Genomic DNA, 25,136 nt, shown 5'->3' with positions numbered 1-25,136 from the left:
GCGCTGGTAGAGCCGAACCGATCGGCGTAGCCGCTTCGATCGACTATTTCGCGCCACAGCCGATGCAGATGCCCCTCGCGATCTTGTCCTGGTTCAGCTCATTCTGAGAGCGCCGATTGGGGCTCAGACGCGAGGTCGGGCTTGCATCGCGGCTCGGGGGCTTGGTCGCCCCCACAGCCGTCGTGTCGCGAGCCAGCGTCACTGTAGCCCCCGTCACCTGGGCCTGCGCCGCGCTTGTGCCGATGAGGATGAGGGCAAACGCAGTCGTACGCACGAACGTCATGATGGTCTCCGATCAGGGTCACAACGGCTGAGGCTGCCGTTGCAGCCTGCGGCGTCTTCGCCAGGCTGCTCTGATCGGTTCGACCCACACGATCATCGACAGTCCCGTGCCCAATCCCGAACTCGGTTCGGCGGTCAGATTGGATCGGGTTTTAATCCCGGCTTTGACGGTTTCGCGGAGCCTACGTCCGGCCAATTACTAGACCTTAAGAGATCTAGAAATTCGCCCTCAACCGACCAGAGAACGCTAGCAAAAACAGGGGTTTGTGGGTGGCTACAAGTAGCGCCCGCGCCCGGCTCGCCCTGCGTAGGAATGCCGTCCAGGCAGCCGAACGCGAGGAGGTCCGGGCGCTCGCCGTCGGCTACCTCCGGGTGTCGACGGACGAACAAGCCCAGCGCGGCAACAGCCTGCCCGAGCAGGAACAGGCGATCCGCGCCTACGCCACGGCCGTCGGCCTCGACCTCGTCCAGGTCCTCGCCGACCCCGGCGTGTCCGGAACCGTGAAGCCAGCCGAGCGGCCGGGCTTCAGCCAGGTCCTGCAGCTCGCCACCGAGCGGCGCTTCAGCGTCCTTCTGGTGAAGCGGTTCGACCGGCTCGCCCGCAACATCGCGCTGGCCGTCACCACGTCAGCCGAACTCGACACGCTGCACGGCGTGACGATCCGCTCGGTCACCGAGGCGATCGACACGGGCTCGCCCTCGGGCAAGCTCATCTTCGGCGTCCTCTCGGCCATGGCCGAGCAGGAGCGCTCGGTGATCATCGAACGCACTAAGGGTGGACGGATGCAGAAGGCCGGCCGCGGCGGCTTCGCCGGCGGCGTCATCCCCTACGGCTATTTGTCGGACGGAAAGGGCGGCCTGCTGATCGACGCCGAGCGCGCGCCGATCGTTCGCCGGATCTTCGACGAGAACGGCGCCGGCCGGACCCTGAAGGCGATCGCCGACGGCTTGAACGCTGACGGCGTGCCGTCGCCGAAGGGCAAGCGCTGGTGGCCCTCGAACGTGAGCTACCTGCTCAACAACCAAGTCTATTCGGGCAAGGTCGAGTACGTCTTCGTGACGGACGGCGCCGTGACCCACGTCAACCGCCCGGGCAGCCATGCCCGCATCGTCCGGTGAACCCTTTGTCCGAAGACCTCGACCGCCAGCTCGACCGCCTTGAGGTCCAGCACGGCGACATCCTGGTGCTGCGCACCAGGCGCAAGCTTCCGGCGGCGACAGTCACGAAGTGGCAGGATGACCTGATCCGCATGTGCCGCGACGCCGGCGTGACCGACGTGACAGCGCTGGTGCTGGACGACTGCACCGAGTTGGCGGTCGAGCGGCCGGCCATGCGCTTGGTGCAGCAGCACCGGGACGTGCCGCAGCTGATGCAGGGCTGACGCCGACGATCATTATAGTTCTACGCTGCTGTGCGGAGAAACAACCAGCAATTAGCGCGGGATTAACCACGTCTCCGCTAAACCAGCGCCACCAACAACTTTATGCGGGTGGATTTGCGATGCGTTTAGCTCTGTCCACCGCGCTCGCGGCGGCGATCTGCTGCGCCTTACCAGCGCCGGCCCACATCGAAAGCACTGTTCCGCGCCTTGATGCACATGTCGCCGTCTACCTGCGGGAAGCCTACCGAGAAGCCATCTCTGAACAGCACGGGGAGGTGATCGCAACCTATCGCGTCGGCTACCGCGACTTGGCCGCCCTCGACAGCCAGTGAGTGCGCGACAGAGCTGCGGCTTGCACAGAAGGCGACCTGCTGAATGGCCTCGCTTCGTATACTTCATCCGGTCACCGGCACCGTGGTGGTGATCGACACGGATCGGCCGCTGACCCGGTAGACTCATGCTCTCCCTCGACGTGAAGGAGTTCGAGCGGGCAGCCAGCCGGTTCGAGAAGGGTGCCAAGCAGGCCTCGTTCGCGATGGCCCGGTCGCTCAACGACAGCGCCGAGGCGGCGCGCCAGCAGATCATCACCTCGACGTGGCCCAGCGCCGTCGCTGTGAAGAACCAGCGCTTCATCTCTGCCGCGCTGACAACCGCCGGCCAACGCGCGACGAAGAGCAACCTGCGGGTCGAGCTCTACGATCGGATCAACCGCGTGCCGCTGACACGTCTTGAGGACGGCGGCACAAAGCAAGCGAAGTCTGGGATGATCGCCATCCCGACGAAGGCGATCCGGCGTGGCTCGAACGGCGCGGTCGTCAAAGGCCAGAAGCCGCGCGCGCTCGATCCGAAGAAGGTGGTCAAGAAGGGCAACCTGCTCTTCACCCGTGTCGGACGCGGCAAGAACCAGAAGCTGCGACTGCTCTACAAGCTTCAGAGCAGCGCAAACGTGCGGGCGCGCGTCCCCTTTCATCGGACCTTCAACGAGGTGGTGCGGCGGGAGATGCGGTCGAACTTCGACAGGAGGCTCCTGGAGGCGCTTCGGAACGCCCGCTGACCGGCGAAGGCTCGATCGGGCGCTTCACCGGCTCGGCGCCAGCGCCCGCGCCCGACACGTCAATGCCGGACACAGATGAGGCCGCCCTCGCGCCCTAGGACAAAATTCTTGGGTCCCTCCGGAGGGGGGTCGAAGCTGCGGGGACGCGCGACCTCAGGTCCTCTCCGTTTCTGAAATTTTGAAAACGGATTTTATGTTTATGTCCGACCTCGAAAAACGGGGCCGGATCGTGAACCGGTCGGACCTCGCAACCCTCTGTAATGTCACGCTCCCCACCATCGACGCGTGGGTCCGGAAGGGCTGCCCGGTCGTCGAACGCGGAAGTAAAGGCCAGCAGTATCAGTTCGACTGCGCGGCGGTGATCGACTGGCGGGTCGCCAGCGCCGTCGAGGACGCGGTGTCCGGCCTCCAGACCGGCGACGGCAAGGTCTCGAAGGACGAGGCGGTCCGGCGCCGCGCGGTCGCCAGCGCGATCGTCGCGGAGGTGGAGGCGGACGAAGCCCTGAAGTCCGTGGTCTCCCGCTTCGACGCCGAGACCGTCGTGGCCGACTTCTGTCAGGCGCTGCGCTCCGCCCTGTCGAACGCGGGCTCGAAGATCGCCGGCCGCGTCGTGCAGATGACCCAACCCAACGAAGTGCGCGACCTGTGCGAGGCGGAGATCAACCGCGCCTTCCAGGCCGCCGAGAGCGACCTCCAGGAGCGGTGGGCGGACGTCGATGGCGAGGGCGACCGCAGCGGAGATCTCGACGAGGATTGAGGCGCATCGTCCTGGCAGCTACCGCAGCGGCCGTGGCGAGTATCGCCACACGATCTTGGGTCTGTTCGGCTCGGCCCTGATCAAGCCGCCGCGGATGAGCGGCTCTCAGTGGGCCGAGGAGTTCGGGCGGATCCCGAAGAGCACCGGCGCCGACAGCGGCAAGATCGTGCTCTACGGCTACCAGCGTGGCCTCCTGGACGCGATGTGCGACCCGACGGTCCCGCGCGTCACGGTGATGAAGGCCGCCCGCGTCGGCTACACGCGCTGCTTCACGCTGGCCGTGGGCTACCACCTCCACCACGCGCCGACGCTCTGCGCCATCGCGCAGCCGGTGAAGGAGGACGCCGAGGACTTCGGGGGTACCGAGATCGCCCCCATGCTCCGGGAGACGCCGGTCCTCAAGCGCATGATGCGCCCGGTGCGCAAGGGCGAGAAGCAGGACAAGGCGACCTTCTTCAAGCTCTCGAACGGCGCCTCCGCCCGCCTCGTGGGCGCGGCGGCCGACGATGCGTTCCGGCGCTACTCGGCCCAGTTCATGGCAGCCGACGAGATCGACGCCGACGGCTGGACCCCGGACTACAAGAGCCAGGGCGACAAGCTCGACCTGTTTTGGACTCGCGGCGAGAAGTTCTGGAACCGCAAGCTCATCGTCGGATCGACGCCGGTCCTCGAAGAGACGAGCCGGATCGCGGCGCTGTGGGCGAAGAGCGACCAGCGCCGCTACTTCGTGCCGTGCCCGCAATGCTCGGACGCCGCCGGCCACCTCGATGGCTGGCAGTACCTCGAATGGGGCGGGAAGGAGACCCTCACCGGCATCAAGTGGGAGGAGGAGAAGGGTCGGGTCAAGCGGCTCTGGTACGTCGGGCAGTGCGGCTGCCTCATCGACGAGAGCCGCAAGGCCTGGATGGACGCCAACGGCGAGTGGCGCCCGACCAACCCCGACGGCGACCACCCGGGCTTCCACCTCTGGACCGGGATGTCTCTCGACCTCAACGCGTCCTGGCAGTCGATCGCGCAGGAGTGGCTGAACGCCCAGATCGACCCGATCAACAAGGTCCAGCCCTTCGTAAATCTGCGGCTCGGTCGGACCTACCGCGCGAGCTTCGATCGCGAGAGCAAGGCCAGCGAGTTGCTCGGCCGCGTCGAGTTCTACGGCGCCGAGGTTCCGGAGGGGGTCTGGTTCCTGACCCTCGGCGGGGACGTGCAATCCGGCGAGAACGCCCGCATCGAGGGCGGCGTCTACGGATGGGGCCGGGGCAACGAGAGCTGGCTGATCGGCCACTTCGTGCTGCCGGGCGACCCCGGCGAGGCGGCGGTGTGGCAGGACCTCGACCGCCTGCTCGGCCGACGCTTCAAGCGCGCGGACGGGCGGACCATCGGCATTCAGGCGGCCGCCATCGACTCCGGCGGTCACTACACGGCGGAGACCTACGCGTTATGCAACGAGCGCCGTCGGCGCCGGATCTGGGCGATCAAGGGCCGCTCGGAGATGCGCGGCAAGCGCTCGCCGGTCTGGCCGCGCAAGCCTTCGGGCAACCTCGGCAGCGCTTGGTACATGATCGGCGGCAACGCGGCCCGCGACTACGCCTACCAAAACCTCTCCATCGAGAAGCCCGGGCCGCGCTACGCGCACTTCACGGATCAGCCCGCGGCCGGCTCGCGCGAGATCGACGACGACTTCTTCGAGCAGCTGACCTGCGAGACCCGCGTCACGCGGCGGCAGGGCTTCACCGAATGGGACAAGCCCAAGAAGCCGCGCGAGGCCGGCGTGTGCTTCGTCTATGCCTACGCGGCCGTATGCGGCCTGCAGGCATCGAACGGGCGCTACGTGGCGCTCGGAAGCATGTCGGACGCCGACGAGCCAGCGGTTGAGGCGGCGCAGGCCCCACCGGCTGTGCCGCTCGTCGAGATCCCATCGTCGCCGGCACCGGCGACCGCCCCACCGTCGGGGCGGGCGGGCCCCTCGATCACCTCGGCCCAGCCGACCCCGAAGCGAACCCTTGCCCGCAGGTTGGCCCGATGATGTTCGACACCAACCGCAGCATGCTCGCCGGGACGACGGTGGCGATGCGCCGGCAGTGGCTCACTGACGCGCAGTCCGCCTACGCCCTGCTGATGTCCGGCGGCAAGCCGGTGAGTGTGTCCTACGAGGGCAAGGCGGTCAGCTACACGCCGACGGATGCCGGCGCGCTCCTGTCGTGGATCGGCCTGCTCCAGGCCTCGCTCGGGCTTGGCCGCTCGCGTCGGGCGCTGCGCCCGTACTTTCGGTGAGGGCGCATGTCTGAGGGCGTCCGTCTCCTCGGCCCCGACGGGCAGGCGCTCCCGCCGCGCCGCGCGCGGTCCGCTCCGGCACAGCGCGGCCCCAGCGCCCTCAACGGCGGGCGCGGGGCCTGGGGCGGCGCGCCCTACGACGCCGCCGACATCTACGGCCAGCACATGGCCGCGTGGACGCCGGGGCTGTGGAGCCCCGACGGCGAACTCAACCCGTATCGCGACCGGATCGTCTCCCGCGTCCGCGACATGGTGCGCAACGACGGCTGGGCCTCCGGCGCCGTCACCCGCATCCTCGACAACGCCATCGGACCGAACCTGCGGCCGATCGCCAAGCCCGACTACAAGTACCTCGCCCGCTACACCGGCAATCCGGCCTTCGATGCCGTGTGGGCCAAGGAATACGCCCGCGCCGCCGACGCGCACTGGCGGATCTGGGCCAACGCGCTGGGCAAGTGGTGCGACGCCGCGCGCAACCAGACCTTCGCGCAGCTGATGCGCACCGCGTTCCGGCACAAGCTCGTGGACGGCGACGCGCTGGCCGTCCTGAAATGGCTGACCGCGCGCGTCGCGCCCGGCCGGGCCCGGTACTGCACGGCCGTGCAGCTCGTCGATCCCGACCGGCTGTCGAACCCGCAGCAGGCGTTCGACCAGAACGTGATGCGCGGCGGCGTCGAGATCGAGGAGGATACCGGCGCGGCCATCGCCTACCACATCCGCAAGGCGCACGCGGGCGACTGGTTCAGCGCCGCGGCCTCTTTGACCTGGGAGCGCGTCGAGCGGGAGACGGCCTGGGGCCGACCCATCGTGGTCCACGACTACGAGGGCGACCGCGCCGCGACCCACCGCGGCGGCGCCGGCATCTTCGGCCCGGTGCTGCAGCGCCTAAAGATGCTGGTGAAGTACGACGGCAACGAGCTCGACGCCGCGATCATCAACGCGATCTTCGGCGCCTACATCGAGTCGCCGTTCGACGCGACGCTCGTGCGCGACGCCCTCGACGACGCCGACGGCGGCCTGGAGCAGATCAACGGCTACCAGGGCGCGCGGGAGGACTTCCACCGCGACTCCTCGCTGTTACTCGGCGGGGTGCGCGTCCCGATCATGTTCCCGGGCGAGAAGATCAACACCGTCGCCTCAACGCGGCCGAACAACAACTTCGGCGCGTTCGAGGGCGCCATGCTCCGCAACGTCGCGACCGGCCTCGGGCTCTCCGCCCAGCAGGTCTCGAACGACTGGAGCGACGTGAACTACTCGTCGGCGCGCGCCGCGCTGCTCGAAGCCTGGAAGACGATGACGCGCCGCCGTCACGACTTCTCCCACGGCTTCGCCGGACCGATCCGGTCGGCGTGGCTGGAGGAGGCGACGGTGGTCGACGACTTCCCGCTACCGCGCGGCGTCGTCCCAGACACCTTCGCCGAGTGCCGCGACGCCTACGCCCGCTGCCGCTGGCTCGGGCCGGCGATGGGCTGGATCAACCCGGTCGACGAGCGCACCGGCGCGGTGATCGGCATGGATGCCGGGTTCCAGACCCTCGAAGACGTCTGCGGCGAGCAGGGCCTCGATTACGAGGAGGTGCTCGAACAGCGGGCCCACGAGATCAAGCTCTTCGACGACCTCGGCATCCCGCGCCCGGAATGGAGCGGGCAGGTCGCGGTCGCCCGTGCCGCGCAGAAGCCGGAGGCAGTATGAGTATGTCGGTCGAAGGCCTCCTCTACCGGCCGCTGGCGCTGCTGCCCGCGCACGCCACGGCGCTGCTGGAGCGGCTTCGCATCATCGGCGCCGACCGGCCCGTAGCGCCATCGGCGTTCCTCGACGGCGTCGAGGAGACGGCCTCGCGCGATCGGCGCCGTCCCTACGAGGTGGTCGACGGCATCGCCATCGTGCGGATCCAGGGCGTGCTGGTCCACGGCGACGACTGCTGCTGGTGGTGGGGCGAGACGAGCTACGCCTCGATCCGCCGGACGCTGCTGGCCGCGCTCGCCGACCCCGAGGTGAAGGCGGTCGTGCTGCACGTCGACTCGCCCGGCGGCGAGGTCGCGGGCTGCTTCGACCTCGCCGACGACATCTATCGCCTGCGCGGCGAGAAGCCGATCGTCGCCATTGTCGACGAGTACTGCTGCTCCGCCGCCTATGCCCTGGCCTCGGCGGCCGACCGGATCGTGGCGCCGCGCACCGCGGTCATCGGCTCGATCGGCGTCATCACCATGCACCTCGACGTGACCGCCGCCCTGGAGCAGGCCGGCCTCAAGGTTACCACGGTGCAGTTCGGCGACCGCAAGTCGGACAGCTACCCGACCACCGTGCTGTCCGACGACGCGCGCAAGCGCATGCAGGCCGACATCGACAGCCTCGGGAAGATGTTCGTCGCCCTGGTCGCCCGCAACCGCGACCTCAACCCCGATGCCGTCCGCGCGACCGAGGCCGGCACCTTCCTCGGCGCGGCGGCGGTCAAGGCCGGCCTCTCTGACGCCGTCCTGACACCCGATGCGGCCTTCGCGGCGCTCGTCGAAACCCTGGGAGATTGATCATGTCCACGCGCACCAGCCTCAAGGCCAGCACCAGCCCGTTCGCCCACCTCGCCCGCCCGCCCAAGGCCTCCGACGAGGACGAGCCCAAGAAGGACGACGCCAAGAAGATCAAGAAGGCCGAGGCCGAGGCCGACGACGAGGACGACAACAACACTGGCGCCAAGAAGGCCGAGGGCGACGACCAGGAGGCCGGCGACGAGGAGAAGAAGGGCGCCAAGGGCAAGGGCAAGTCCGCCAAGAAGGCCAAGGCCGACGACGAGAGCGAGGCCGAGGATGAGGCCGACGACGGCGATGACGACGCCGACGACACGAGGGGCAAGGCCAAGAAAGCCAAGGCCGACGACGATGGCGACGATGACATGGAGGACGAGGAGCAGGACAAGTCCGCTCGCGCCGCCCGCGGTCGCGAGCGCGCCCGCATCCGCGCCATCCTGACGTCGGAGCCCGGCAAGGCGGACCCCGTCGCTGCGGCCCACCTCGCCACCGGCACGTCGATGCCGCGCGGCCAGGCCATCGAGATGCTCGCCGCGATGCAGGCTGGCCGCGTATCCGCGTCCGCGTCCCCCCCGGAGCCGCGTCGCGACGGGCTGCGCGAGCGCATGGCCGAGGTGAAGAACCCCGAGGTGGGCGCCGGGGGCGAGCGCCCCGCCCCGAACCTCGCCGCCCAGATCATCGCCGCCGGCAAGAAGCGCCGCGGCGAGGCCTGACCCTCCGCTGATCCTGCGGGCGGAAACCTCCGCCCGCCACCGCCGCCCGCGCTACCGAGGACCCACTCGCCATGACCGTGACCGTCAACACCATCGCCGGCAACCCGCAGATCCCGGGGGCCACCGACTACGTCTACGTCCCCGATCAGCTGATCGCCGGCAATCTCAAGATCGTCACGGGACAGGGCGTCCTCACCGGCGGCGTGGTGATCCCGCGCGGCACCGTGCTCGGCCAGGTGCTGGAGGCGGCCCCCTCTGCACCGGTCGCGACCGCCGGCAACGTCGGCAACGGCACGATCACCGCCGTCGCGTCCGGCGGCAAGGCGAAGGTCGGCACCTACGTGGTCTCCTTCACCGGCCCGACGGCGTACACGGTGCTGAGCCCGAACGGCACACAGCTCGCGCCTGGCAAGGCCGCGGGCGCGTACGTCGATGCCGAGCTGTCCTTCACCTTCACCCCCGGCGCGACCGCGATGGGGGCGGGCGACAGCTTCGCGATAACCGTGGGCAACGGCTCCGGCAGCTACCGCCCCTGCGTCGCCACGGCGACCGACGGCAGCCAGGCGCCCTGCGCGGTGGCGGTCGACACCGTCGACGTGACGGCCGGCGATCTCCTCAGCGGCGTCTACCTGATGGCCGAGCTGAACGGCAACGCGCTGATCCTCGACCCGAGCCTCTCGCTGCCGGCGGTCGCCGCCGCGCTGCGCCCGCTTGGCCTGTTCGTGAAGTCTGCGGTCTCCGCCGCCGACCCGACCTGATCCCAACACCGACCCCTCAACCGCTGAAAGCTTCGCCCCGGCCGCCATCGCGCGACGCGGGTCTTTCACCATGTCCGGAGAAACCCGATGTCCGCGCCAGCCGGCTCCCTGATCTACGACACCAACACGCTGATCCAGGTCGTCCCGAACCTGAAGCGCTCGCAGTCCTTCCTGCTCGACAAGTTCTTCCCGAACCTCGTCGTCAGCGACAGCGAGTACGTCTCGATCGACGTCGACATCGGCATCCGCCGCATGGCGCCGTTCGTGTCGCCCCTGGTCGAGGGCAAGCTCGTCGAGCAGCGCCGCGTCCAGACCAACACGTTCAAGCCGGCCTACGTGAAGGACAAGCGCGCCCCGGATCTCCGCCGCCCCGTCCGCCGCCAGATCGGCGAGCGGATCGGCGGCGAGCTGTCCGGCGTCGAACGCGAGATGATGAACCTCGAGTTCGAGATGACGGACCAGGTCGACATGCTGACCCGCCGCCTGGAGTGGATGGCGGCCTCGGCGCTGGCGACCGGCACCGTCACCATCGCCGGCGATGGCTTCCCGACCGTGGTGGTGGATTTCGGGCGCGACCCGAGCCTGACCGTCGCCAAGACCGGCGCGGCCACCTGGACCCCGGCCAACGTGGCGGCCGGCACCGCCTCGCCGACGACCGACATCGAGGCGGCGCAGCGGCAGGTCCTGAAGAAGTCGGGCGCCAAGATGCTCGACATCGTCTTCACGACCTCGTCCTGGGAAGGCTTCATCGCCGACCCGCTGCTCAAGGGCGCGATCTACTATCCGAAGCTCGGCGAGGCCGGGAACAACGTCAACGTCGGCGCCGCGATCGAGAAGGGCGCCGTCTACAAGGGCCGGTGGGGCCAGTACGACCTCTGGATCTACAACGACTGGTTCGTGAACGACGCCGGCGTCGAGGTGCCGATGCTCGCGGACGGCTCCGTCGTGATGTCCGGCCCCGACCTGATGGGCACGCGCGCCTTCGGCCAGATCATGGACCCGGCGTTCAACTACGCCGCCCTGCCGTTCGCGCCGAAGACCTGGGTCGAGAACGACCCCGCCCAGCGCATGCTGCTGATGCAGTCCTCGCCGATCGTGATCCCCTCGCGGGTCAACGCGGCGATCTCCATCGTCGCCTGCCCGCCCGTCTTCAGCTGATCGCGGCGCGGCTCCGGCCGCGCCCCACCGCACCCTTCCCACCCCGGAGCCGACATGCCCGAGACCAAGGAAGCCGCGCCGAAGCTCGCAAAGGGCATCGTCGCGAAGGGACGCACCGTGACGGTGCCGTCCGACGAGCGGCGGATCGCCGGCTACACCGCGGAAGGTAAGCCGGTCTACCAGACGGTCCAGCGCGTCGCCGCGCCCGGCGAGGAGGTCGAACTCCCGGCCGCCGAGATCGCGCATCTCCGGCTCGCCGGCTTCCTCGTCGACCCGGACGCCCCGGCCGTCGTCTACGGCGCCGGCCCGCGGTTCGGCCACCAAGCCTGAGCGCGGCGCGATGATCGACTTTGCCGCGCTCGCGCTCGGGCCCGGGATCGACGCCTTCGCGCGCCCGATCTCGGTGTGCCCGGTGCGCTCGCAGCCGGGCAAGCCGGCCTACCCGGCGCGCGGCGTCTGGAGCTCGCGCAACCTCGACGTGGCGACCGAGGACAATCGGCTCCTGAACAGCCGGACTTTGACCCTCGGGATCCGGCTCTCCGAGTTCGCGATACCGCCGAAGACCAGGGACATCATCGACGTGCCCGCCTACCTCAGCCTGCCGACCGAGAACACGCTCTGGATCGACGACATCGATCTCGACGGCCAGGGCGGGGCGACGCTGTTCCTGAAGCGCGGCGTGCCGCCGAAGAGCGGGGCGACCGGGTCATGAGCACGGACGCCATGCGCATCCGGGACGCGATCACCGAGCGTCTGAAGGTGCTCCCCGGCCTGCCGGCCCTGACGATCCGGAACCAGCCGATCCCGCAGCTGCAGGAAGACGAGCTGCCGGGCCTGCTGGTCGTGATCATGGGCGAGACGCTCTCGCCCGACGGCGACGCGAACGACGGACCGCCCCGGTTCGAGGCCGAGATCACGATCGGCATCTCGCTGGTCGAGGGCTACGAGACGCCCGAGCGGATCGACGGCGACATCGATGCGCTGATCACGCTGATCTAGACCACGCTGCTCACCGACCCGAGCTTCGTCAGCAAGCAGGACACGTCCAAAGCCTGGGACGATCCCGAGCGCTTCCCGCTGTTCGAGGCGGTCACCCGCATCCAGCGCCGCCGCCTGTTCCCCCAGGACGGCGACACGTACCTCGGCGAGCTGCGCGTCGAGATGACCTTCCTGAAGCGCGTCGTCTACGACCCGGGCGTCCGCCAGGACCTGCAGCACCTCATCTTCACCGCGCGCCCGCTCGGGCACGACGCGAACACCCCGGCCGTCACGATCCACGTCGACGTCCCCGGCGCCGTTTAGCGCGCCCCTCTCCCGTCGGAGCTCTGGAATGCCGCTCATCGCCGTCAAGGCGGTGCGCGCGGGCGCGTGCCCGCCGCACCCCGCCGCCGGTCCCCTGCCGCCCGACGGCGGCAACTGGCCCGACGACCAGTTCACGCTCCGCCTGATCCGCGACGGCGCCATCGCGCCGCTCGAGGCGGTCGAGCCGGATCCGGCTCCCGCCTCCGAGCCCGCCCCCATCGAACCCGCGCCGGCCCCGGCCGAGACCAAGGAGTCGTAAGCCGTGACCTTCATCCAGACGATCCCGCCCTTCTACAAGGTCCCGGGCATCGGCATCGAGGTGGACTCCACGCAGGCCGGCACCGCGGTCGCGACCCTCGAGGCCCTGCTCACCGGACACATGACCTCGGCCGGCACCGCCACGCCGGGCGTCCCCGTCGCCTGCGCCTCGAAGGGCCAGGCCGACGCGATGTTCGGGATCGGCTCGATGCTGTCCCGCATGGTGCAGGTGTTCATCGCCATCAACCAGGGCGTGCCTCTGCTCTGCCTGCCGATCGCGCCGGCGACCGGCGCCCCGGCGGCCAACTCCGTGACCTACGCGGCCACCAGCGTCCAGGCCGGGACCTACTACCTGTACGTCGCCGGCCAGCTCGTGCAGGTCGCGATCACCACCGGCATGAGCGCCGCCCAGGTCGCCGCCGCGGTCGTCGCGGCGATCACGGCCGCGGTCGACCTGCCGGTGACGGCGGCCGTCGACGGCACCAATCCGGCCAAGGTGAACCTCACCTGCAAGTGGGCCGGCAACTCCGGCAGCGAGATCCGGATCGAGGAGAACGTCCTCGGCACGCTCGGCGGCCAGACCACGCCCTCGGGCCTGGTCGCGACCTATCCCGCGGGCAACGTGCTCGGGGGCGGTTCCGGCAACCCGGACTTCTCGACCGCGATCCCGAACCTCGGCGACCAGAACTACGAGTGGGTGGGCATGCCGTTCACCGACGCCGGCTCGCTCGCGGCCTGGGCGCAGGAGTACGGTTTCTCCGACAGCGGCCGCTGGGGCTGGCAGCGCGAGATCTACGGGCAGATCTTCTCGGCCCACAAGGACATGTACGCCAACCTCTACACCTGGGGCCAGCAGTTCAACTACCCGACCATCTCGGTGATGGCGGACGAGCTGCAGTCGCCGACGCCCTCCTGGGAGCTCGCGGCGATCTACGCGGCGACCGCCTCGGGCAGCTTCGCGGCCGACCCGGGCCTGCCGCTGCAGACGCTGCCCCTGGTCGGCCACATGCCGGCCCAGCGCCAGAACCAGTTCATCAAGTCGCAGATCAACTCGCTCGCCACCGTCGGCCTGGCGATCAAGACGGCGATCGCCGGCGTCTCGACGATCATGCGCGAGCAGACCCAGTACCAGCTCAACGCCTACGGCCGGCCCGACAACGCCTACGAGCTCGCCACCACGCTCGCCACCCTCGCCTACATCTTCCGAGCGCTGCAGACGCGGGTCACGCAGAAGTTCGGCCGGTGCAAGCTCGCCGACGACGGCACGCCGTTCGGCGCCGGCCAGACGATCGCCACGCCGAAGACGATCAAGGCCGAGCTCGTCGCCCACTACCTCGAACTGGAGGAGCAGGGCGTCGCGCAGCAGGGCGACGACTTCGCGGCCAACCTCCAGGTCGTGCGCTCGCAGACCGAGCCGAACACGGTCGAGGTCTACTACCCGCCGGCGGTGATCAACCAGCTGCGGCGCTTCAACGTCCGGGCCGGCTTCCGCCTCCACTACACGAGCTGACGCTCGCGCACGGCGCGCTCCAGAGCGCGCCCGCTCCCCTTCTCCGCATCCCTGATCCGATCGGCAGCGAGCCGCGCGCTCCCAGCCCTGGAGGTACATCGTGGCTCGCATCGCAGGCGTCGCCTTCTGGTCGGTCGACGGCACCCGCCTCGCCGTCCGCGGCAATCTCACGGTCTCGCCGTCGGCGACCGAGAAGGCCGGCATCGCCGGCCAGGACTACGTCCACGGCTACAGCGAGAACCCGCTGGTGCCGTACATCCAGGGCGACGTCTCGCTCATGCCTGGCACCCGCGTCGCCGACGTCGACGCGATCACGAACTCGACGATCACGGTCGAGCTCGCCGACGGGCGCGTCTTTACACTGAAGAACGCGTGGCGCGCGGGCCGCTCCGAAGTGAACTCGAAGGAGGGCATGTTCCAGGTCCGCTTCGAGGGCACGAGCTGCACCGAGCTCACGAGCTGACGCGCGGCTGACCTGAGGATCCCGCCATGACCGACACCGCAAAGCCCGCCGGCGCCGTCACCCTCTCGCTCGCCGAGCCGGTGCTCGCCAACGGCGAGATGGTCTCCGAGCTCGTGTTCAAGAAGCCGACCGCCGGCGACATGATCCAGGTCGGGGGCAACCCCGTCCTGATCGACATGAACGCGCTCGACCCGGCCTCGACGATCCGCTTCGACACCCGGCTCATGGGGGAGATGCTGTCGCGATTGGCCGGCGTCCCGCCGTCCACGATCGCGCGCCTCGACCCGAACGACTTCGCCGCCGCGTGCTGGCGGGTGTCGGATTTTTTCTTGCCGGTCCAACGGGCGAGACCCCCCTCCGGGACTGCGTCCGGCTCGCCGTCGTCCTGAAGGGCGCGGTCCAGCTCCCCTGGCTCCTGGACCAGCCCGAGCACGTGATCACCGCCCTCTGGAACGAGGTCGCCGAGGTCCTGGAAGAGGTTCACGGGGATGGCTGACGACGCGCTGCGCATGCAGGCCGAGATCGTCGACAAGTTCTCCGGCCCGCTCAAGAGCCTTCAGACGCAGCTGCGCGGCATCAGCGGCGGCCCGGGCGTCAAGCAGCTGAAGAAGGACCTGGAGGAGGTCCAGGGCCACATGGCGAAGACCGCCACGGTGGCCAAGGACATGCTGAACCCGGCGCTCGCTGGCTTCGGCATCGCGGCGCTCACCGCCGGCGGGGCGATCGCCGGGATCGGATCGGCCCTGCGCGGGTTCTCGGCCGACACCACGAACCTGTCCTACCTCTCCCGCGAGGTCGGGATCGGCGCCGGCAAGCTGCGCGAGCTGCAGTCGGTGGCCGGGCGGTTCAACCTCGACCCGAGCCAGATCGCGCGCTCGACCCGCTACTTCGCGGACCAGATCGACCAGATGCACCGCAACCGCGGTGAGGCCTACAACTTCCTGCTGCAGCAGAGCTCGAAGGACCCGACCGGCAACGTCGCCAAGTGGACCCAGTCCATCAAGACGGCGCGCACGAACGCGGAGGCCTACCAGAAGACGCTGGACATGATCGCCAGCGTGAAGGACCCGCTTCAGCGCGGTGACCTCGCGGAGAAGCTGCTGGGCGACCGCTCGCTCGGCGCGCTCGGCAGCGAAGGGCTCGCCGGCCTGCACAAGCAGCAGGAGCAGGCGCAGAAGGATCTCGGCAGCTTCGGCAAGGCGGCCGAGGATGCGGCGATCGTGTTCGAGCGACAGATCCAGTCGCTGCGCGATCAGCTCCGCGGCCTGCGCGACGATCTCGGGCCCGACCTGCTACAGCCGCTGAACGCCGGGCTGACCGAACTCGGCGGCTGGCTGCGCGAGCACAAGGGCGACATCCGCGAGGGCATCGTCGACGGGCTGGCCGCCGCCAAGACGGCGATCCAGCAGTTTCCATGGGCCGAGGCCAAGGCCGGGGCCGCCGCGTTCTTCGGTGACATCAAGACGTTCGGGCAGGAGACCGCGACCGCGATCCGGTCGGTCGGCGACGCGCTCGGCGTCGTAAAGGACCTGCTGCACGGCAACGTCGGCGACGCGCTGAAGAAGCTGGGCAAGATCGACAAGGACACCGACCTCGGGCTCGGCAAGGACCGCCCGGCCGGCCGCATCCAGGACGGCATGCGCGGCGACCTCGCGCCGCTGATGCTGCGCCAGGGCGACCTGCAGAAGCAGCTCGCGATCCTCGACGAGAACATCGCCCGCAAGGAGAACCAGCCCGATCCGATGGGCGAAGGCCACGTCGTCGCCAGCGACGAACGCCAGCGCCGGGACAAGCTGACGGACGAGATCAAGAAGCTCGCCGAGGAGATCAAGCGCAAGCGCGAGCAGGACGAGAAGACGAAGAGCGAGCTGAAGGCCGACCCGGCGAGCTTCGACGGGGGCGGGTTCGGCGGCGCGCGCATCGTGAAGGCAAGCCTCGGCGGCGGCGGGTTTGGCGGCGGACCTGGAGGAGGGCTCGGCGTCGCAAGCAGGGGCGGTGGCGGTGGCAATACCGGATCCGGTGCCGATCATCCCCTTCGGCAGCGCGGTGGCGGCCTTGGCGGCGATCCCGGTGAACCTCCGGCGGTCGGCGGCTATACCGGCAACGACGGTCGACGCGCTGCCCGCAGCGGCATGACGGCGGCCGGGCGTGCCAACGTCGCCTCATGGATGGAGTTTATGCGTCGCCCCGCCGACCAGGGCGGCATGGGCTACACTCAGGAGCAGGCCCGCGGCCAGATCGCCATGATGCAGGGCGAGTCGGGACTGAACCTCAACCCGGCCGCCATGGGGGACAAGGACAGCCGCGGCGTCCCGCATGCTTTCGGGACAGTCCAGTGGAGCGACGCCAAAGGCAACGATCGGTTTCCTCGTCTGCGAGCGCTCGCGACCGAGATGAGGAAGGATTGGCGTGACAGGTCGGTCCAGCAGGAGATGTACCGGCGCGAGATGATGGGCCGGTACCGCGGTGTCTACAGTCGGATCATAGCCTCGCAGCGAGGCGAGCAGTCGCTGTGGAACGGCATCACGGGGTACGAGAACCCGCAGAAGCACGGCCTCGCCTACGCAATCCGGAAGCCCTTCCTCGATCGGCTTCGCCGCGATGGAGACACCGCCGGTGCGAAGCCGACTGAGAGGCGTTCCGCTCTGATGGGGCGCGCCCGGGCCGCGGCGCAGGCCGGCGGTGCGGCCAAGGCCGAGGGGCAGGTCCACGTCAACGTCAACGCGCCGCCGGGCTGGCGGGCGAGCACCGTCAGCAAAGGTGAGCTCTTCCGAGAGGTGAAGCTCAACCGCGGGAACGCGATGCAGCTCGCCTCTCAGGAGGCTTGAGGGGGCTCCAAGACATGCCGATCGCCCCTTGGCGCCTGCAGCTGCGGTCGGCCTCCTTTCGCGGCGTCGGCTTCCACGTCGAGGTCGGCGCGCTCGCCGGCGGGCGGCGCATCGCGCTCCACGAGTTCCCGAAGCGCGACACGCCCTACGCCGAGGATATGGGCCGTCGCGCGCGGCGCTTCCCGGTCACCGGCTACATCGTCGACGAAGACTACATCCCGCAGCGCGACGCGCTGATCGCGGCCCTCGAGGCCGGAGGCGGCGGCACGCTCGTCCACCCGACGCTCGGCACCTTCCGGGTCGCCTGCGACGGCTTCTCGGCGATCGAGCGCCGGGACAAGGGCGGGTACGTCGAGTTCGAGATGACCTTCGTCGAGGCGGGGTCGCTCTCCGCCGCCTCGATGAGCGCGACCACGGACACGTCCGGGGCTGTGAACACGGCGGCCGACGGCGCCGGGCAGACCTCCGCCTCGACGCTCGACGGTTCCCTCGACGCGTATGACACGCCGGGCTTCAACGCCTCGGATGTCCAGAATATCGAGGTCGGCCAGCTCCCCGGCGCGACGCTGAACGACTTCACCCTCCCGGGCTTCGAGGGCTCGGACATCGACAATGCCGGGATCGGCCAGCTCCAGAGCGGCGATCTCACGAACGGCACGGCGTCCGCGACCCAGACCGACGGTTCCGCCTCAGCCCCGACCGCCGCCTCGCCCGGCGCACCCGGGACGGCGACACCCGAGATCCTATCGATCTGAGGCCTACCATGCAGCTCCGCGCGCCCGAGGCCGTCACGCTCCTCACGACCGTGCTGGAGACGCTGCGCGGCGTACCGAGCGACGCGACCACGACGGCGGCCTCCGCGCTCTACCAGCGGATCGGCGCGCTCGAAGCCGAGATGAGCGGCGGCTCCCTCCCGGCGAGCCTCGGCTCCCGCCTGCTCGCCTGCTTCGAGGCGGCCCGCGCGGCCGGCGCGACGCAGCCGGCGATGGGCCGGGCCCGGGTCGCGATCGCCGCGCTCGCCGTCGCCTCGGCTCCGGCCGCCTACATCCGGGCCGCCGCGGTGCAGATGTGCCTCGTGGAAGAAGCCAAGATCGTCGCCGCGACCACGTACCGGTCACGGGATGCGATCCAGAGCGTCCGGGACATCCTGACGGTCGCGTTCGACAACGCCGAGGCACAGGCAGCCGATGCAGGCGCCGGCGCCGTCTACCGGGCCCTCGTCGCGCTTCAGGGCGCGGTGGTTCGGGACCTCGCCGCCCGATCCCGCCCGCTGCCGCGGATCGCGACCTTCACGTACGGCACGAACCTGCCGACCGCGGTGCTCGCGACCATCCTCTACGACGACGCCGACCGGGCCGACGAGATCGTCGCCGAGAACGGCATCTTCCACCCGCTCTTCGCACCCGCCTCGATCCGGGCGCTGACGGCCTGATCCATGCCCGATCCGAAGACAGTCGCGCAGATCTCGGTGAACGGGACGAAGTACGCCGGCTGGGAGACCGTCGAGGTCTCCCGGTCCTTCGACGACAAGACGATCACGTACTTCAAGTTCACCGCGACCGAGTCCGACGGCTACACCTCCTGGGGGGCGCTCAAGATCAAGCCCGGGGACCAGTGCCAGATCATCCTCGGCGGCAAGACGGCGATCCAGAAGGGGTTGATCGAGGTCCGGCAGGCCTCCTACACGGACAAGGCGCACGGCCTGCTGCTCGCTGGCCTGGCCCTGACCGGCGACGTCGCGGCCGCCTCGGTCGACGCGCAGTCCGGCCAGTACAAGAACACGAGCTACGAGCAGATCTGCCGCTCGGTGCTGCAGCCGTTTGGGGTCAAGTTCCGGGTCGACAATGCGCCGGACGGCAACGGCCAGTTCAAGCTGGTCAACGTCCAGTTCGGGGAGACCGCCTGGGCGCTGATCGAGCGCCTGACCCGGATGGTCAACCTGCACCTGCGCGAGGAGAGCGACGGGACGCTCGTCGCCTTCTCGGGCACGCGCGGCTCCGCCGGCGACCTCGTCGAGGGCGGCAACATCCTCTCGGGCTACTGCGAGATCGACTACAGCGGGCTGTTCAACCGCACCGTGGCGGTGGGCCAGGCGCCGGGCAGCGACGACAGCTTCGGCGAGAAATCCCGCAACGCCGAGGCGGTGCAGACGAACCCGCTGATGCAGCGGTACCGGCCGAACAAGTTCCTCTCGGAAGAGCCGGGCGACCAGGAGGCGATGAAGCGTCGCGTCCAGCGGGAGGTCGACGAGCAGATCGGCACCTCGACGGTCGTGCGCGTCACCGTCCCGGGCTGGTTCAACGGGGCCGAGCTCTGGCTCGACCAGATCGGCAAGACGGTGACCGTCGACAGCCCGATGCTGTTCCCGGGGCCCAACGGTCGGATGAACCTCGCGATCAAGGCCGTGTCGTCGACGCAAGGGGGCGAGGGGACGATCTCCTCGATCGAGCTCTGCCTGCCCCAGTGGCTCGGGGCCGCGCGCCCGACGGATGCCAGTGGCGACCAGGGCAGCCCGTTCGGAGCGACCCCGGCGCCCGTCAGCTACGAGACCTGACCCGATGCAACGCTCGACCACCCGCGACGCGGCGACCCGCGCCGGTGTGATGATCACGCGCGGCACGATCCAGAGCGCCGACGACTCCAAGAAGATGCAGGAGGTGACGGTCAAAGGGCTCCACGACGAGGTCAAGGACGGCGTCGAGCACTGGCAGCGCTACGGGTTCAGTTCGGTCCCGCTGCAGGCGGCCGAGCAGGCCGCGGAAGCCCTCATCGCCTCGCTCTCCGGAGGGCGCTCGCACCCGGTCGTCTTCGCGGTCGACGATCGCCGCTACCGCCCGAAGAACCTCAAGGCCGGCGAGAGTCAGCACTACGACGATCAGGGTCAGAACACCCACATCACCCGGGCCGGCATCAATCAGACCGGCAAGAAGGTGACCATCACCGCGGGGTCGAAGCCCGCCACCGACAACTTCGAGCTGAACGAGCAGCTGAAGGGCCTGGCCGCCCGCCTGTCCCAGGTCGAGGACTCGCACCACGCGCTGTTCGACGTCGTGTCCAAGCTGCGCGAGAACATCGAGAGCGTCGTCCAGGGCTTGGCGCCGCTGAACCTCGCCACCCAGGTCACCGCCGCGCTGAGCGGCTTGCCGGCCGGTCTGGACGCCATGAAGGCGCTCGCGGAGGGCAAGCTCACCGGGTACCTCCAGAACGCGATCCAGCGCGGCCTGAAGGCCTTTCTGGACCCGAGCCGCTTGATGGGCATGGCCAGCCTGCTGTCGGGCAACGTCGAGGGCCTGATCGCCGGCTTAGAGGCGCAGATCGCCGGCCTCATCGCCAACAACCCGATCATCGCGACGGTCGACGGCCTGGTCGACGAGCTGGCGGCACTGGCCGAGAGCGGCAACACGGCGGCGAGCATCGCGTCCAAGACGGTCAGCCTGCAGGCGCAGATCGACCAGCTGACGAAAGCCAACCCGATCGTCGGTCGGATCGCGAACCTGCGCGCCACGCTGCAGCGGCTCTCCGACCAAGCCGGCCCGGCGCTGAACTTCCTGGAGCCGCAGAAGCGGCTCGTGCAGGGCCAGACGAAGTCGATGCGCTTCGGCGGCCCGGGCTGATGAGCGATGGCTGACGGGGGGATGGATCCATGAGCGGCGTCCCCGATCCGATCACTGTCGCCCCGCACGCCGTGACCTTCGACTGGCTGCTCGGCGATGCCGCGGAGGAGGCCGAGGACGAGCTGCGGTCCGCCGTCATCATCGCGCTAGCGACCGACCGGCGGGCCGAGGACGACGACGCCCTGCCGAGCCCGGGCGACACGAACCGCCGGGGCTGGTGGGGCGACACGAACGCCGACGTCCTGTTCGACGCCTGGCCGATCGGCTCGCGGATCTGGCTCCTGTCGCGGACGAAGATCACCGGGCCGGAGGCGAAGGCCGGCGCGACCGTCGCTCACGTCCAGACCTACCTGAACGAATGCCTCCAGCCCTTCGTGGACGCGGAGATCGCCTCGGCCTTCACCGCGAACCCGGAGCGGACCGGGGTCGAGAGCATCGCGGCCGACGTCGTCCTCTACCGCGGCCCGCTCTCGGCGGTGGCGCTGCGGTTCGCCGACCTCTGGTCGCTGATCAAGTCTTGAGACCTCGAACCTGGCGCCCGCGATGCCCCTGCTCATCCCGACGCGCGACACCGTCCGGGCGCAAGTCCGCGACTACCTCGCGGCGCGCCTGGCCGCGGCCGACGGGCTGCCGCCGAACTCCCGCGCGCGGGTGATCGGCGACGGCAACGCGGAACTGGCGTTCTCGGCCTACCAGTTCATCCAGGCCCTCGCCGTCCAGTTCCTACCCGATACCGCGGTCGGCCCCTGGCTCGATCGCTGGCTCGACATCTTCCTCGACGGGCGCGAGGCGGCGACCTTCGCCAGCGGTGCCGCGACCCTGACCGGCACCTTCGGCACGGTGGTGCCGGCGGCGACGCAGCTGACCGCCGGCGGGCTGACCTTCGCAACGACGCAACAGATCACGATCGGGACCGGCCCGACCGCGGTCGCGATCATGGCGCTCGCCGCCGGCTCCGCAGGCAACCTGCCCGCGGGCACGTCGATCGCGCTCGTGACCGGCATCCCCGGCGTCGACGGCTCCGGCCTGGTCGTCCAGCTCTCGGGCGGCGTCGACGTCGAGGACGATACCGACGCGCGCACTCGCGTGCTCGCGCGGATCCGCCAGCCGCCGATGGGCGGCGACGCCGACGACTACGTGGCCTGGGCGCGCGAGGTGCCGGGCGTGACCCGGGCGTGGTGCGCCCCGAACGAGATGGGCGTCGGGACCGTCACGATCCGGTTCATGATGGACAACCTGCGGGCGGGCAACTTCGGCTTCCCGAACGCGACCGACGTGGCCACCGTCCAGGCGCACATCGACCTGCGCCGGCCGGTCACGGTCGCGGACTGCTTCGTGTGCGCGCCGATCCCGACCGGGATCCTGGTGCCGATCACCGGGCTCTGCCCCGACACCGCCTCGAACCGCGCGGCGGTCGCGACCGCGCTGCAGGCGATGCTGGCCCAGCGCGCCGCGCCGGCGCGCTCGGTCAACGGCGCCCTCGTCCCGGCCCAGACGATCTACGCGGCCTGGGTGTACGACGCGATCCTCGGCGCCGGCACGGTCCAGCACTTCGACACCAGCTTCGTCGACGCGGTGATGCCCAACAACGGCTGCATGGCGGTGATGCAGCCCGGGAACGGGGGCGTGTCCTTTGGCTGACGCGATCCTCGGCCACTCGGGCGACGACTACGCGGAGGGGCTCGGCAACCTGCTGCCGACCGGGGCCGCCTGGGACCGTGATCCGAACGGCGCGCTGGGTCTCCTGATCTCGGCGCTCGGGCAGGTCTGGGGCGACGTCGATACCCAGGCCCTCGGCCTCTTGCAGATCGAGACCGACCCTCGGTTCACCCTGCAGCTGCTCGGCGATTGGGAACGGGCCTTCGGCCTGCCCGACCCCTGCATCCCCGTGGTCCAGACGCTGCCCGAGCGCCGCGCGGCCCTCGTCCAGAAGATGACCCTGCATGGCGGCCAGTCCCGCGCTTTCTTCATCGGGATCGCGGCGGCGCTCGGCTACGCGATCACGATCACCGAGTACGTGCCGTTCCAGTTCGGGCTGTCGAGCTTCGGTGGCAGCCACGGCCGCTTCAACCCGCCGAACTTCCGGTTCGTGTGGTCGGTCTCGATCAGCGGGCAGCGGTTGACCCGCTTCCAGTTCGGCGCGTCGTCCTTCGGGCGCGACCCCTTCCTCGATATCCGCAGGGCCGAGGACCTGGAGTGCATCCTCCAGCGTCTGAAGCCCGCGCACTCGATGCTGTTCTTCAGCTACGGCGCGGCCGCTCCGACGATCATCCAGCAACGCTTCAGCTTCGGCGCCTCGGAGTTCGGGCGCGATCCGCTCCTGCGCCTGATCGACGCCTGACGGCTCAGGCCGCCCCTCGCCCGCTCTGAACCGGCCGCTCGCGGCCCGCCCACCGGCTCCCATCCGGAGAGAGAACCCGTGCGCCAGCACTACCCGCTCAACCCCCTGGGCGCCGAGGATGCGGGGCAGATGCCCTGGACCGACGGCGTCCCCTCGACCGGAACGCAGGGATCCTACCCGGGCCACGCCATCGTCACCGACAGCGAGGCCGAGATCCTCTCGGCGATCGAGGCCTCGGGCCAGACGCTCAACGGCTCGGACCTGACGCAGCTGATCCAGGCGATCGCCCGCGGTGTCTACGTCGGCCAGTTCGCCGGCACGCCGAACGCCCTGACCTGCGTGCTGCCGAACAACGTCGTGTTCGCCTCGCTGCTCAGGGGCATCAAGTTCGGCGGCTTCGTCACGGCGACCAACGCGACGGTCGGCGGCTCGGCCGGCGTCACGCTGGCGCTGACCGGGATCGGCACGCCGACGGGGACGGTGACCGCGCCGCTCCTGCGCCGGAACGGCACCGCGCTGCAGGCCGGCGACCTGCCGGTCAACCAGGACTTCGAGATCCGCTGGGACGGCGCCGCGTTCCGGATGACCGGCTCGGTGGCGAGCGACGGCGGGGGCGGCTCGGGCTCGGGCACCTTCGTCGGCCTGCCGATCGCCGGCTTCGTCCCGGCGGCGATCGCCGGCTCGGCCACCACCGCCACCCTGTCGATCGGCCCCGGCTCGTGCGTCGACAGCACCGGCGCCTCCGCGCAGAAGACCGGCGGCGCGCTCGCCTGGGCGGTCTCGAACGGCAACGCCGCCGGCGGCTTCCAGGGCGGCACGACGCTCCCCGGCGCGTCGACCCTGTTCATATTCCTGATCTGGGGCACGGCCGGCGTGGCGCCGTTCGCCTCGGCGAGCCTGAGCCCGACGCTGCCCTCGGGCTACGCCTACGCCAGGCCGCTGTTCCCGTTCACCACCGATACCTCGGGCAACCCGATCCCGTTCACGGCGGTCGAGATCGCGGGCGGCGCGCTGGAGTGCACGCTGGCGACCTTCGTCATGGACGCCAACCCCATGACGGTGACCGCGACCCGGCAGCTCCTCCTCACCAGCCTGCCGGTGGGCCTGATGGGATCAACGGGGCGACCGCGATCCCGGACGCGGTCTCGGGCAACACGGTTACCCGCGGTGGCTCGGCTGCGATCTCGACGGCCCAGAGCGCGTTTGGCGGAGCCTCGCTGCGGCTCGCCTCGACCACCTCCTACCTCGCCATCGCCTACGCCTCGCCCGTGGCCATCGGCACCGGTGACTTCACGGTCGAGGGCTACGTCTGGTTCGACGGCGTCGGCTCGGCGCAGGTCATCTTCGCCACCACCTCCGCGTCGAACGCCGCCGGCTTCTACATCTTCCTACGCGGCTCGGACGGGAAGCTCGCACTCCAGGACTATGCCTCGGGCACGGCCTACAGCGTTTCGGCGACGACCCCGGCCGCCAACACGAAGGTCGGCTTCGCCTTCGTGCGCAAGGCCGGCACGCTCTACACGTACATCAACAACACGCTGGAGAACTCGGTCGCCTACACGGCCAACCTCGGGACGCTGACCGGCTACCGGCTCGGCGGGGACACCGCCGGCAACAACGGCGCGGTGGTCTACCTCGACGAGGTGCGCAGCTCGAACAGCGCGCGCTACATCGGGTCGACCTATCCGGTCGCGACCCAACCCTTCGTCGTCGGCACCTCGGGCCTGCTCGACCTGCGCTCGATCGCGCGCCCGCTGCTCGTCGTCCCGACCAAGGCGATCCTGTACGCACGCGTCTTAGAAGACGGCGGGCTCGCTGAACTTCGGCTCGGGCGGCAATCTCACCGGCTTGGTCAGTCGCACCGGCAACGTCGCGGACGGCTCCGCGGCCACGTTCACGCAGATCGATGCGGACCCGGTG

31 protein-coding genes are annotated in these 25,136 nt (G+C 69.8%); 29 read left to right on the top strand and 2 right to left on the bottom strand.

Features of this window, described 5'->3' with window-relative positions; translation table 11 throughout:
• Window positions 1-43: 43 nt before the first annotated feature.
• Window positions 44-283, bottom strand: coding sequence for a hypothetical protein (locus MKK75_RS02930; RefSeq protein ID WP_244041134.1), 240 nt, complete (start codon window positions 281-283; stop codon window positions 44-46).
• Window positions 284-552: 269 nt separating this feature from the next.
• Here MKK75_RS02930 and MKK75_RS02925 point away from each other — a divergent pair, with 269 nt between their 5' ends.
• The 28 genes from MKK75_RS02925 (at window position 553) to MKK75_RS02790 (ending at window position 23,216) form a co-directional block, all read left to right on the top strand.
• Entirely contained in the window at window positions 553-1,401 is an 849-nt protein-coding gene (locus MKK75_RS02925; protein ID WP_244041133.1) for a recombinase family protein, read from the top strand.
• 5 nt (window positions 1,402-1,406) lie between these two features.
• Window positions 1,407-1,664, top strand: coding sequence for a hypothetical protein (locus tag MKK75_RS02920; RefSeq protein WP_244041132.1), 258 nt, complete (start codon window positions 1,407-1,409; stop codon window positions 1,662-1,664).
• A gap of 119 nt (window positions 1,665-1,783) precedes the next feature.
• A complete protein-coding gene (locus MKK75_RS02915) occupies window positions 1,784-1,996 on the top strand; it encodes a hypothetical protein (protein ID WP_244041131.1) in 213 nt (70 codons plus the stop codon).
• 203 nt (window positions 1,997-2,199) lie between these two features.
• Complete coding sequence (locus MKK75_RS02910) at window positions 2,200-2,718, top strand: hypothetical protein (protein ID WP_244041130.1); 519 nt, start codon at window positions 2,200-2,202, stop codon at window positions 2,716-2,718.
• A gap of 199 nt (window positions 2,719-2,917) precedes the next feature.
• Window positions 2,918-3,475, top strand: coding sequence for a terminase small subunit (locus MKK75_RS02905; RefSeq protein WP_244041129.1), 558 nt, complete (start codon window positions 2,918-2,920; stop codon window positions 3,473-3,475).
• Entirely contained in the window at window positions 3,435-5,498 is a 2,064-nt protein-coding gene (locus tag MKK75_RS02900; RefSeq protein ID WP_244041128.1) for a phage terminase large subunit family protein, read from the top strand. The genes MKK75_RS02905 and MKK75_RS02900 overlap by 41 nt, the downstream gene beginning before the upstream one ends.
• A complete protein-coding gene (locus MKK75_RS02895; RefSeq protein WP_244041127.1) occupies window positions 5,495-5,746 on the top strand; it encodes a gpW family protein in 252 nt (83 codons plus the stop codon). Before MKK75_RS02900 ends, MKK75_RS02895 begins: the two co-directional genes overlap by 4 nt.
• Before the next feature lie 6 nt (window positions 5,747-5,752).
• Window positions 5,753-7,438, top strand: coding sequence for a phage portal protein (locus MKK75_RS02890; RefSeq protein ID WP_244041126.1), 1,686 nt, complete (start codon window positions 5,753-5,755; stop codon window positions 7,436-7,438).
• Window positions 7,435-8,274, top strand: a complete 840-nt coding sequence (locus MKK75_RS02885) for a S49 family peptidase (protein ID WP_244041125.1) — start codon at window positions 7,435-7,437, stop codon at window positions 8,272-8,274. Before MKK75_RS02890 ends, MKK75_RS02885 begins: the two co-directional genes overlap by 4 nt.
• Before the next feature lie 2 nt (window positions 8,275-8,276).
• Entirely contained in the window at window positions 8,277-8,984 is a 708-nt protein-coding gene (locus tag MKK75_RS02880; RefSeq protein WP_244041124.1) for a hypothetical protein, read from the top strand.
• Window positions 8,985-9,055: 71 nt separating this feature from the next.
• The gene (locus MKK75_RS02875) at window positions 9,056-9,742 is read left to right on the top strand and encodes a head decoration protein (RefSeq protein WP_244041123.1); all 687 of its coding nucleotides are present in this window, start codon (window positions 9,056-9,058) and stop codon (window positions 9,740-9,742) included.
• A gap of 87 nt (window positions 9,743-9,829) precedes the next feature.
• A complete protein-coding gene (locus tag MKK75_RS02870) occupies window positions 9,830-10,900 on the top strand; it encodes a major capsid protein (RefSeq protein ID WP_244041122.1) in 1,071 nt (356 codons plus the stop codon).
• Window positions 10,901-10,954: 54 nt separating this feature from the next.
• Window positions 10,955-11,230, top strand: a complete 276-nt coding sequence (locus MKK75_RS02865) for a hypothetical protein (protein ID WP_244041121.1) — start codon at window positions 10,955-10,957, stop codon at window positions 11,228-11,230.
• 10 nt (window positions 11,231-11,240) lie between these two features.
• Complete coding sequence (locus MKK75_RS02860; RefSeq protein WP_244041120.1) at window positions 11,241-11,612, top strand: hypothetical protein; 372 nt, start codon at window positions 11,241-11,243, stop codon at window positions 11,610-11,612.
• Window positions 11,609-11,899 (top strand): hypothetical protein, encoded by a 291-nt coding sequence (locus tag MKK75_RS02855; RefSeq protein WP_244041119.1) that lies wholly within the window; start codon window positions 11,609-11,611, stop codon window positions 11,897-11,899. The genes MKK75_RS02860 and MKK75_RS02855 overlap by 4 nt, the downstream gene beginning before the upstream one ends.
• A 162-nt stretch (window positions 11,900-12,061) precedes the next feature.
• Complete coding sequence (locus MKK75_RS02850; RefSeq protein ID WP_244041118.1) at window positions 12,062-12,202, top strand: hypothetical protein; 141 nt, start codon at window positions 12,062-12,064, stop codon at window positions 12,200-12,202.
• Between the two features lie 28 nt (window positions 12,203-12,230).
• Window positions 12,231-12,461: a hypothetical protein gene (locus MKK75_RS02845; RefSeq protein WP_244041117.1), complete on the top strand. Its 231-nt coding sequence runs from the start codon at window positions 12,231-12,233 to the stop codon at window positions 12,459-12,461.
• A 3-nt stretch (window positions 12,462-12,464) separates the two neighbouring features.
• Window positions 12,465-13,970, top strand: coding sequence for a phage tail sheath C-terminal domain-containing protein (locus MKK75_RS36005; RefSeq protein WP_244041116.1), 1,506 nt, complete (start codon window positions 12,465-12,467; stop codon window positions 13,968-13,970).
• Between the two features lie 100 nt (window positions 13,971-14,070).
• A complete protein-coding gene (locus MKK75_RS02835; protein ID WP_244041115.1) occupies window positions 14,071-14,433 on the top strand; it encodes a phage tail tube protein in 363 nt (120 codons plus the stop codon).
• Between the two features lie 26 nt (window positions 14,434-14,459).
• Complete coding sequence (locus MKK75_RS02830) at window positions 14,460-14,822, top strand: phage tail assembly protein (RefSeq protein ID WP_244041114.1); 363 nt, start codon at window positions 14,460-14,462, stop codon at window positions 14,820-14,822.
• Window positions 14,823-14,921: 99 nt separating this feature from the next.
• Window positions 14,922-17,261 (top strand): phage tail tip lysozyme, encoded by a 2,340-nt coding sequence (locus MKK75_RS02825; protein WP_244041113.1) that lies wholly within the window; start codon window positions 14,922-14,924, stop codon window positions 17,259-17,261.
• Between the two features lie 14 nt (window positions 17,262-17,275).
• Window positions 17,276-18,016 carry a DNA circularization N-terminal domain-containing protein gene (locus MKK75_RS02820; RefSeq protein WP_244041112.1) on the top strand — a complete coding sequence of 247 codons (741 nt, stop codon included), beginning with the start codon at window positions 17,276-17,278 and terminating at the stop codon, window positions 18,014-18,016.
• Window positions 18,017-18,024: 8 nt separating this feature from the next.
• On the top strand, window positions 18,025-18,693 hold the full coding sequence (locus MKK75_RS02815; RefSeq protein WP_244041111.1) for a hypothetical protein: 669 nt from the start codon (window positions 18,025-18,027) through the stop codon (window positions 18,691-18,693).
• A gap of 3 nt (window positions 18,694-18,696) precedes the next feature.
• A complete protein-coding gene (locus MKK75_RS02810) occupies window positions 18,697-19,815 on the top strand; it encodes a phage baseplate assembly protein (protein ID WP_244041110.1) in 1,119 nt (372 codons plus the stop codon).
• Window positions 19,816-19,819: 4 nt separating this feature from the next.
• Entirely contained in the window at window positions 19,820-20,875 is a 1,056-nt protein-coding gene (locus MKK75_RS02805) for a phage baseplate assembly protein V (RefSeq protein ID WP_244041109.1), read from the top strand.
• Window positions 20,876-20,904: 29 nt separating this feature from the next.
• A complete protein-coding gene (locus MKK75_RS02800; protein ID WP_244041108.1) occupies window positions 20,905-21,396 on the top strand; it encodes a phage GP46 family protein in 492 nt (163 codons plus the stop codon).
• A 22-nt stretch (window positions 21,397-21,418) separates the two neighbouring features.
• The gene (locus tag MKK75_RS02795; RefSeq protein ID WP_244041107.1) at window positions 21,419-22,516 is read left to right on the top strand and encodes a baseplate J/gp47 family protein; all 1,098 of its coding nucleotides are present in this window, start codon (window positions 21,419-21,421) and stop codon (window positions 22,514-22,516) included.
• Window positions 22,509-23,216, top strand: a complete 708-nt coding sequence (locus tag MKK75_RS02790) for a YmfQ family protein (RefSeq protein ID WP_244041106.1) — start codon at window positions 22,509-22,511, stop codon at window positions 23,214-23,216. Before MKK75_RS02795 ends, MKK75_RS02790 begins: the two co-directional genes overlap by 8 nt.
• Before the next feature lie 296 nt (window positions 23,217-23,512).
• Here MKK75_RS02790 and MKK75_RS02785 read toward each other — a convergent pair whose 3' ends face one another.
• On the bottom strand, window positions 23,513-24,064 hold the full coding sequence (locus MKK75_RS02785; RefSeq protein ID WP_244041105.1) for a hypothetical protein: 552 nt from the start codon (window positions 24,062-24,064) through the stop codon (window positions 23,513-23,515).
• A gap of 168 nt (window positions 24,065-24,232) precedes the next feature.
• Between MKK75_RS02785 and MKK75_RS02780 the strand changes: the two genes are divergently transcribed.
• The coding region (locus MKK75_RS02780; protein WP_244041104.1) for a LamG domain-containing protein at window positions 24,233-25,136 on the top strand (904 nt) is incomplete at its 3' end.

It is taken from the genome of Methylobacterium sp. J-030, from assembly GCF_022829545.1.
In the GTDB taxonomy this organism is placed as follows: Bacteria; Pseudomonadota; Alphaproteobacteria; order Rhizobiales; family Beijerinckiaceae; genus Methylobacterium.
Note: the sequence above shows the minus strand (reverse complement) of the source record. Positions and strands in the feature narration are given on the sequence as shown.

What these genes read in the sequence shown, in the direction of transcription:
- MKK75_RS02830 (WP_244041114.1), top strand. Translation starts at nt 14,460, where the DNA reads ATGACCGACACCGCAAAGCCCGCCGGCGCCGTCACCCTCTCGCTCGCC.
- MKK75_RS02785 (WP_244041105.1), bottom strand. Translation starts at nt 24,064, where the DNA reads ATGAACAGGGTCGACGCGCCGGGGAGCGTCGTGCCGCCCTGGAAGCCG.
- MKK75_RS02885 (WP_244041125.1), top strand. Translation starts at nt 7,435, where the DNA reads ATGAGTATGTCGGTCGAAGGCCTCCTCTACCGGCCGCTGGCGCTGCTG.
- MKK75_RS02810 (WP_244041110.1), top strand. Translation starts at nt 18,697, where the DNA reads ATGCCCGATCCGAAGACAGTCGCGCAGATCTCGGTGAACGGGACGAAG.
- MKK75_RS02855 (WP_244041119.1), top strand. Translation starts at nt 11,609, where the DNA reads ATGAGCACGGACGCCATGCGCATCCGGGACGCGATCACCGAGCGTCTG.
- MKK75_RS02815 (WP_244041111.1), top strand. Translation starts at nt 18,025, where the DNA reads ATGCAGCTCCGCGCGCCCGAGGCCGTCACGCTCCTCACGACCGTGCTG.
- MKK75_RS02860 (WP_244041120.1), top strand. Translation starts at nt 11,241, where the DNA reads ATGATCGACTTTGCCGCGCTCGCGCTCGGGCCCGGGATCGACGCCTTC.
- MKK75_RS02910 (WP_244041130.1), top strand. Translation starts at nt 2,200, where the DNA reads ATGGCCCGGTCGCTCAACGACAGCGCCGAGGCGGCGCGCCAGCAGATC.
- MKK75_RS02880 (WP_244041124.1), top strand. Translation starts at nt 8,277, where the DNA reads ATGTCCACGCGCACCAGCCTCAAGGCCAGCACCAGCCCGTTCGCCCAC.
- MKK75_RS02820 (WP_244041112.1), top strand. Translation starts at nt 17,276, where the DNA reads ATGCCGATCGCCCCTTGGCGCCTGCAGCTGCGGTCGGCCTCCTTTCGC.
- MKK75_RS02895 (WP_244041127.1), top strand. Translation starts at nt 5,495, where the DNA reads ATGATGTTCGACACCAACCGCAGCATGCTCGCCGGGACGACGGTGGCG.
- MKK75_RS02930 (WP_244041134.1), bottom strand. Translation starts at nt 283, where the DNA reads ATGACGTTCGTGCGTACGACTGCGTTTGCCCTCATCCTCATCGGCACA.
- MKK75_RS02850 (WP_244041118.1), top strand. Translation starts at nt 12,062, where the DNA reads ATGACCTTCCTGAAGCGCGTCGTCTACGACCCGGGCGTCCGCCAGGAC.
- MKK75_RS02800 (WP_244041108.1), top strand. Translation starts at nt 20,905, where the DNA reads ATGAGCGGCGTCCCCGATCCGATCACTGTCGCCCCGCACGCCGTGACC.
- MKK75_RS02870 (WP_244041122.1), top strand. Translation starts at nt 9,830, where the DNA reads ATGTCCGCGCCAGCCGGCTCCCTGATCTACGACACCAACACGCTGATC.
- MKK75_RS02845 (WP_244041117.1), top strand. Translation starts at nt 12,231, where the DNA reads ATGCCGCTCATCGCCGTCAAGGCGGTGCGCGCGGGCGCGTGCCCGCCG.
- MKK75_RS02915 (WP_244041131.1), top strand. Translation starts at nt 1,784, where the DNA reads ATGCGTTTAGCTCTGTCCACCGCGCTCGCGGCGGCGATCTGCTGCGCC.
- MKK75_RS02900 (WP_244041128.1), top strand. Translation starts at nt 3,435, where the DNA reads ATGGCGAGGGCGACCGCAGCGGAGATCTCGACGAGGATTGAGGCGCAT.
- MKK75_RS02795 (WP_244041107.1), top strand. Translation starts at nt 21,419, where the DNA reads ATGCCCCTGCTCATCCCGACGCGCGACACCGTCCGGGCGCAAGTCCGC.
- MKK75_RS02865 (WP_244041121.1), top strand. Translation starts at nt 10,955, where the DNA reads ATGCCCGAGACCAAGGAAGCCGCGCCGAAGCTCGCAAAGGGCATCGTC.
- MKK75_RS02875 (WP_244041123.1), top strand. Translation starts at nt 9,056, where the DNA reads ATGACCGTGACCGTCAACACCATCGCCGGCAACCCGCAGATCCCGGGG.
- MKK75_RS02890 (WP_244041126.1), top strand. Translation starts at nt 5,753, where the DNA reads ATGTCTGAGGGCGTCCGTCTCCTCGGCCCCGACGGGCAGGCGCTCCCG.
- MKK75_RS02805 (WP_244041109.1), top strand. Translation starts at nt 19,820, where the DNA reads ATGCAACGCTCGACCACCCGCGACGCGGCGACCCGCGCCGGTGTGATG.
- MKK75_RS02905 (WP_244041129.1), top strand. Translation starts at nt 2,918, where the DNA reads ATGTCCGACCTCGAAAAACGGGGCCGGATCGTGAACCGGTCGGACCTC.
- MKK75_RS02825 (WP_244041113.1), top strand. Translation starts at nt 14,922, where the DNA reads ATGGCTGACGACGCGCTGCGCATGCAGGCCGAGATCGTCGACAAGTTC.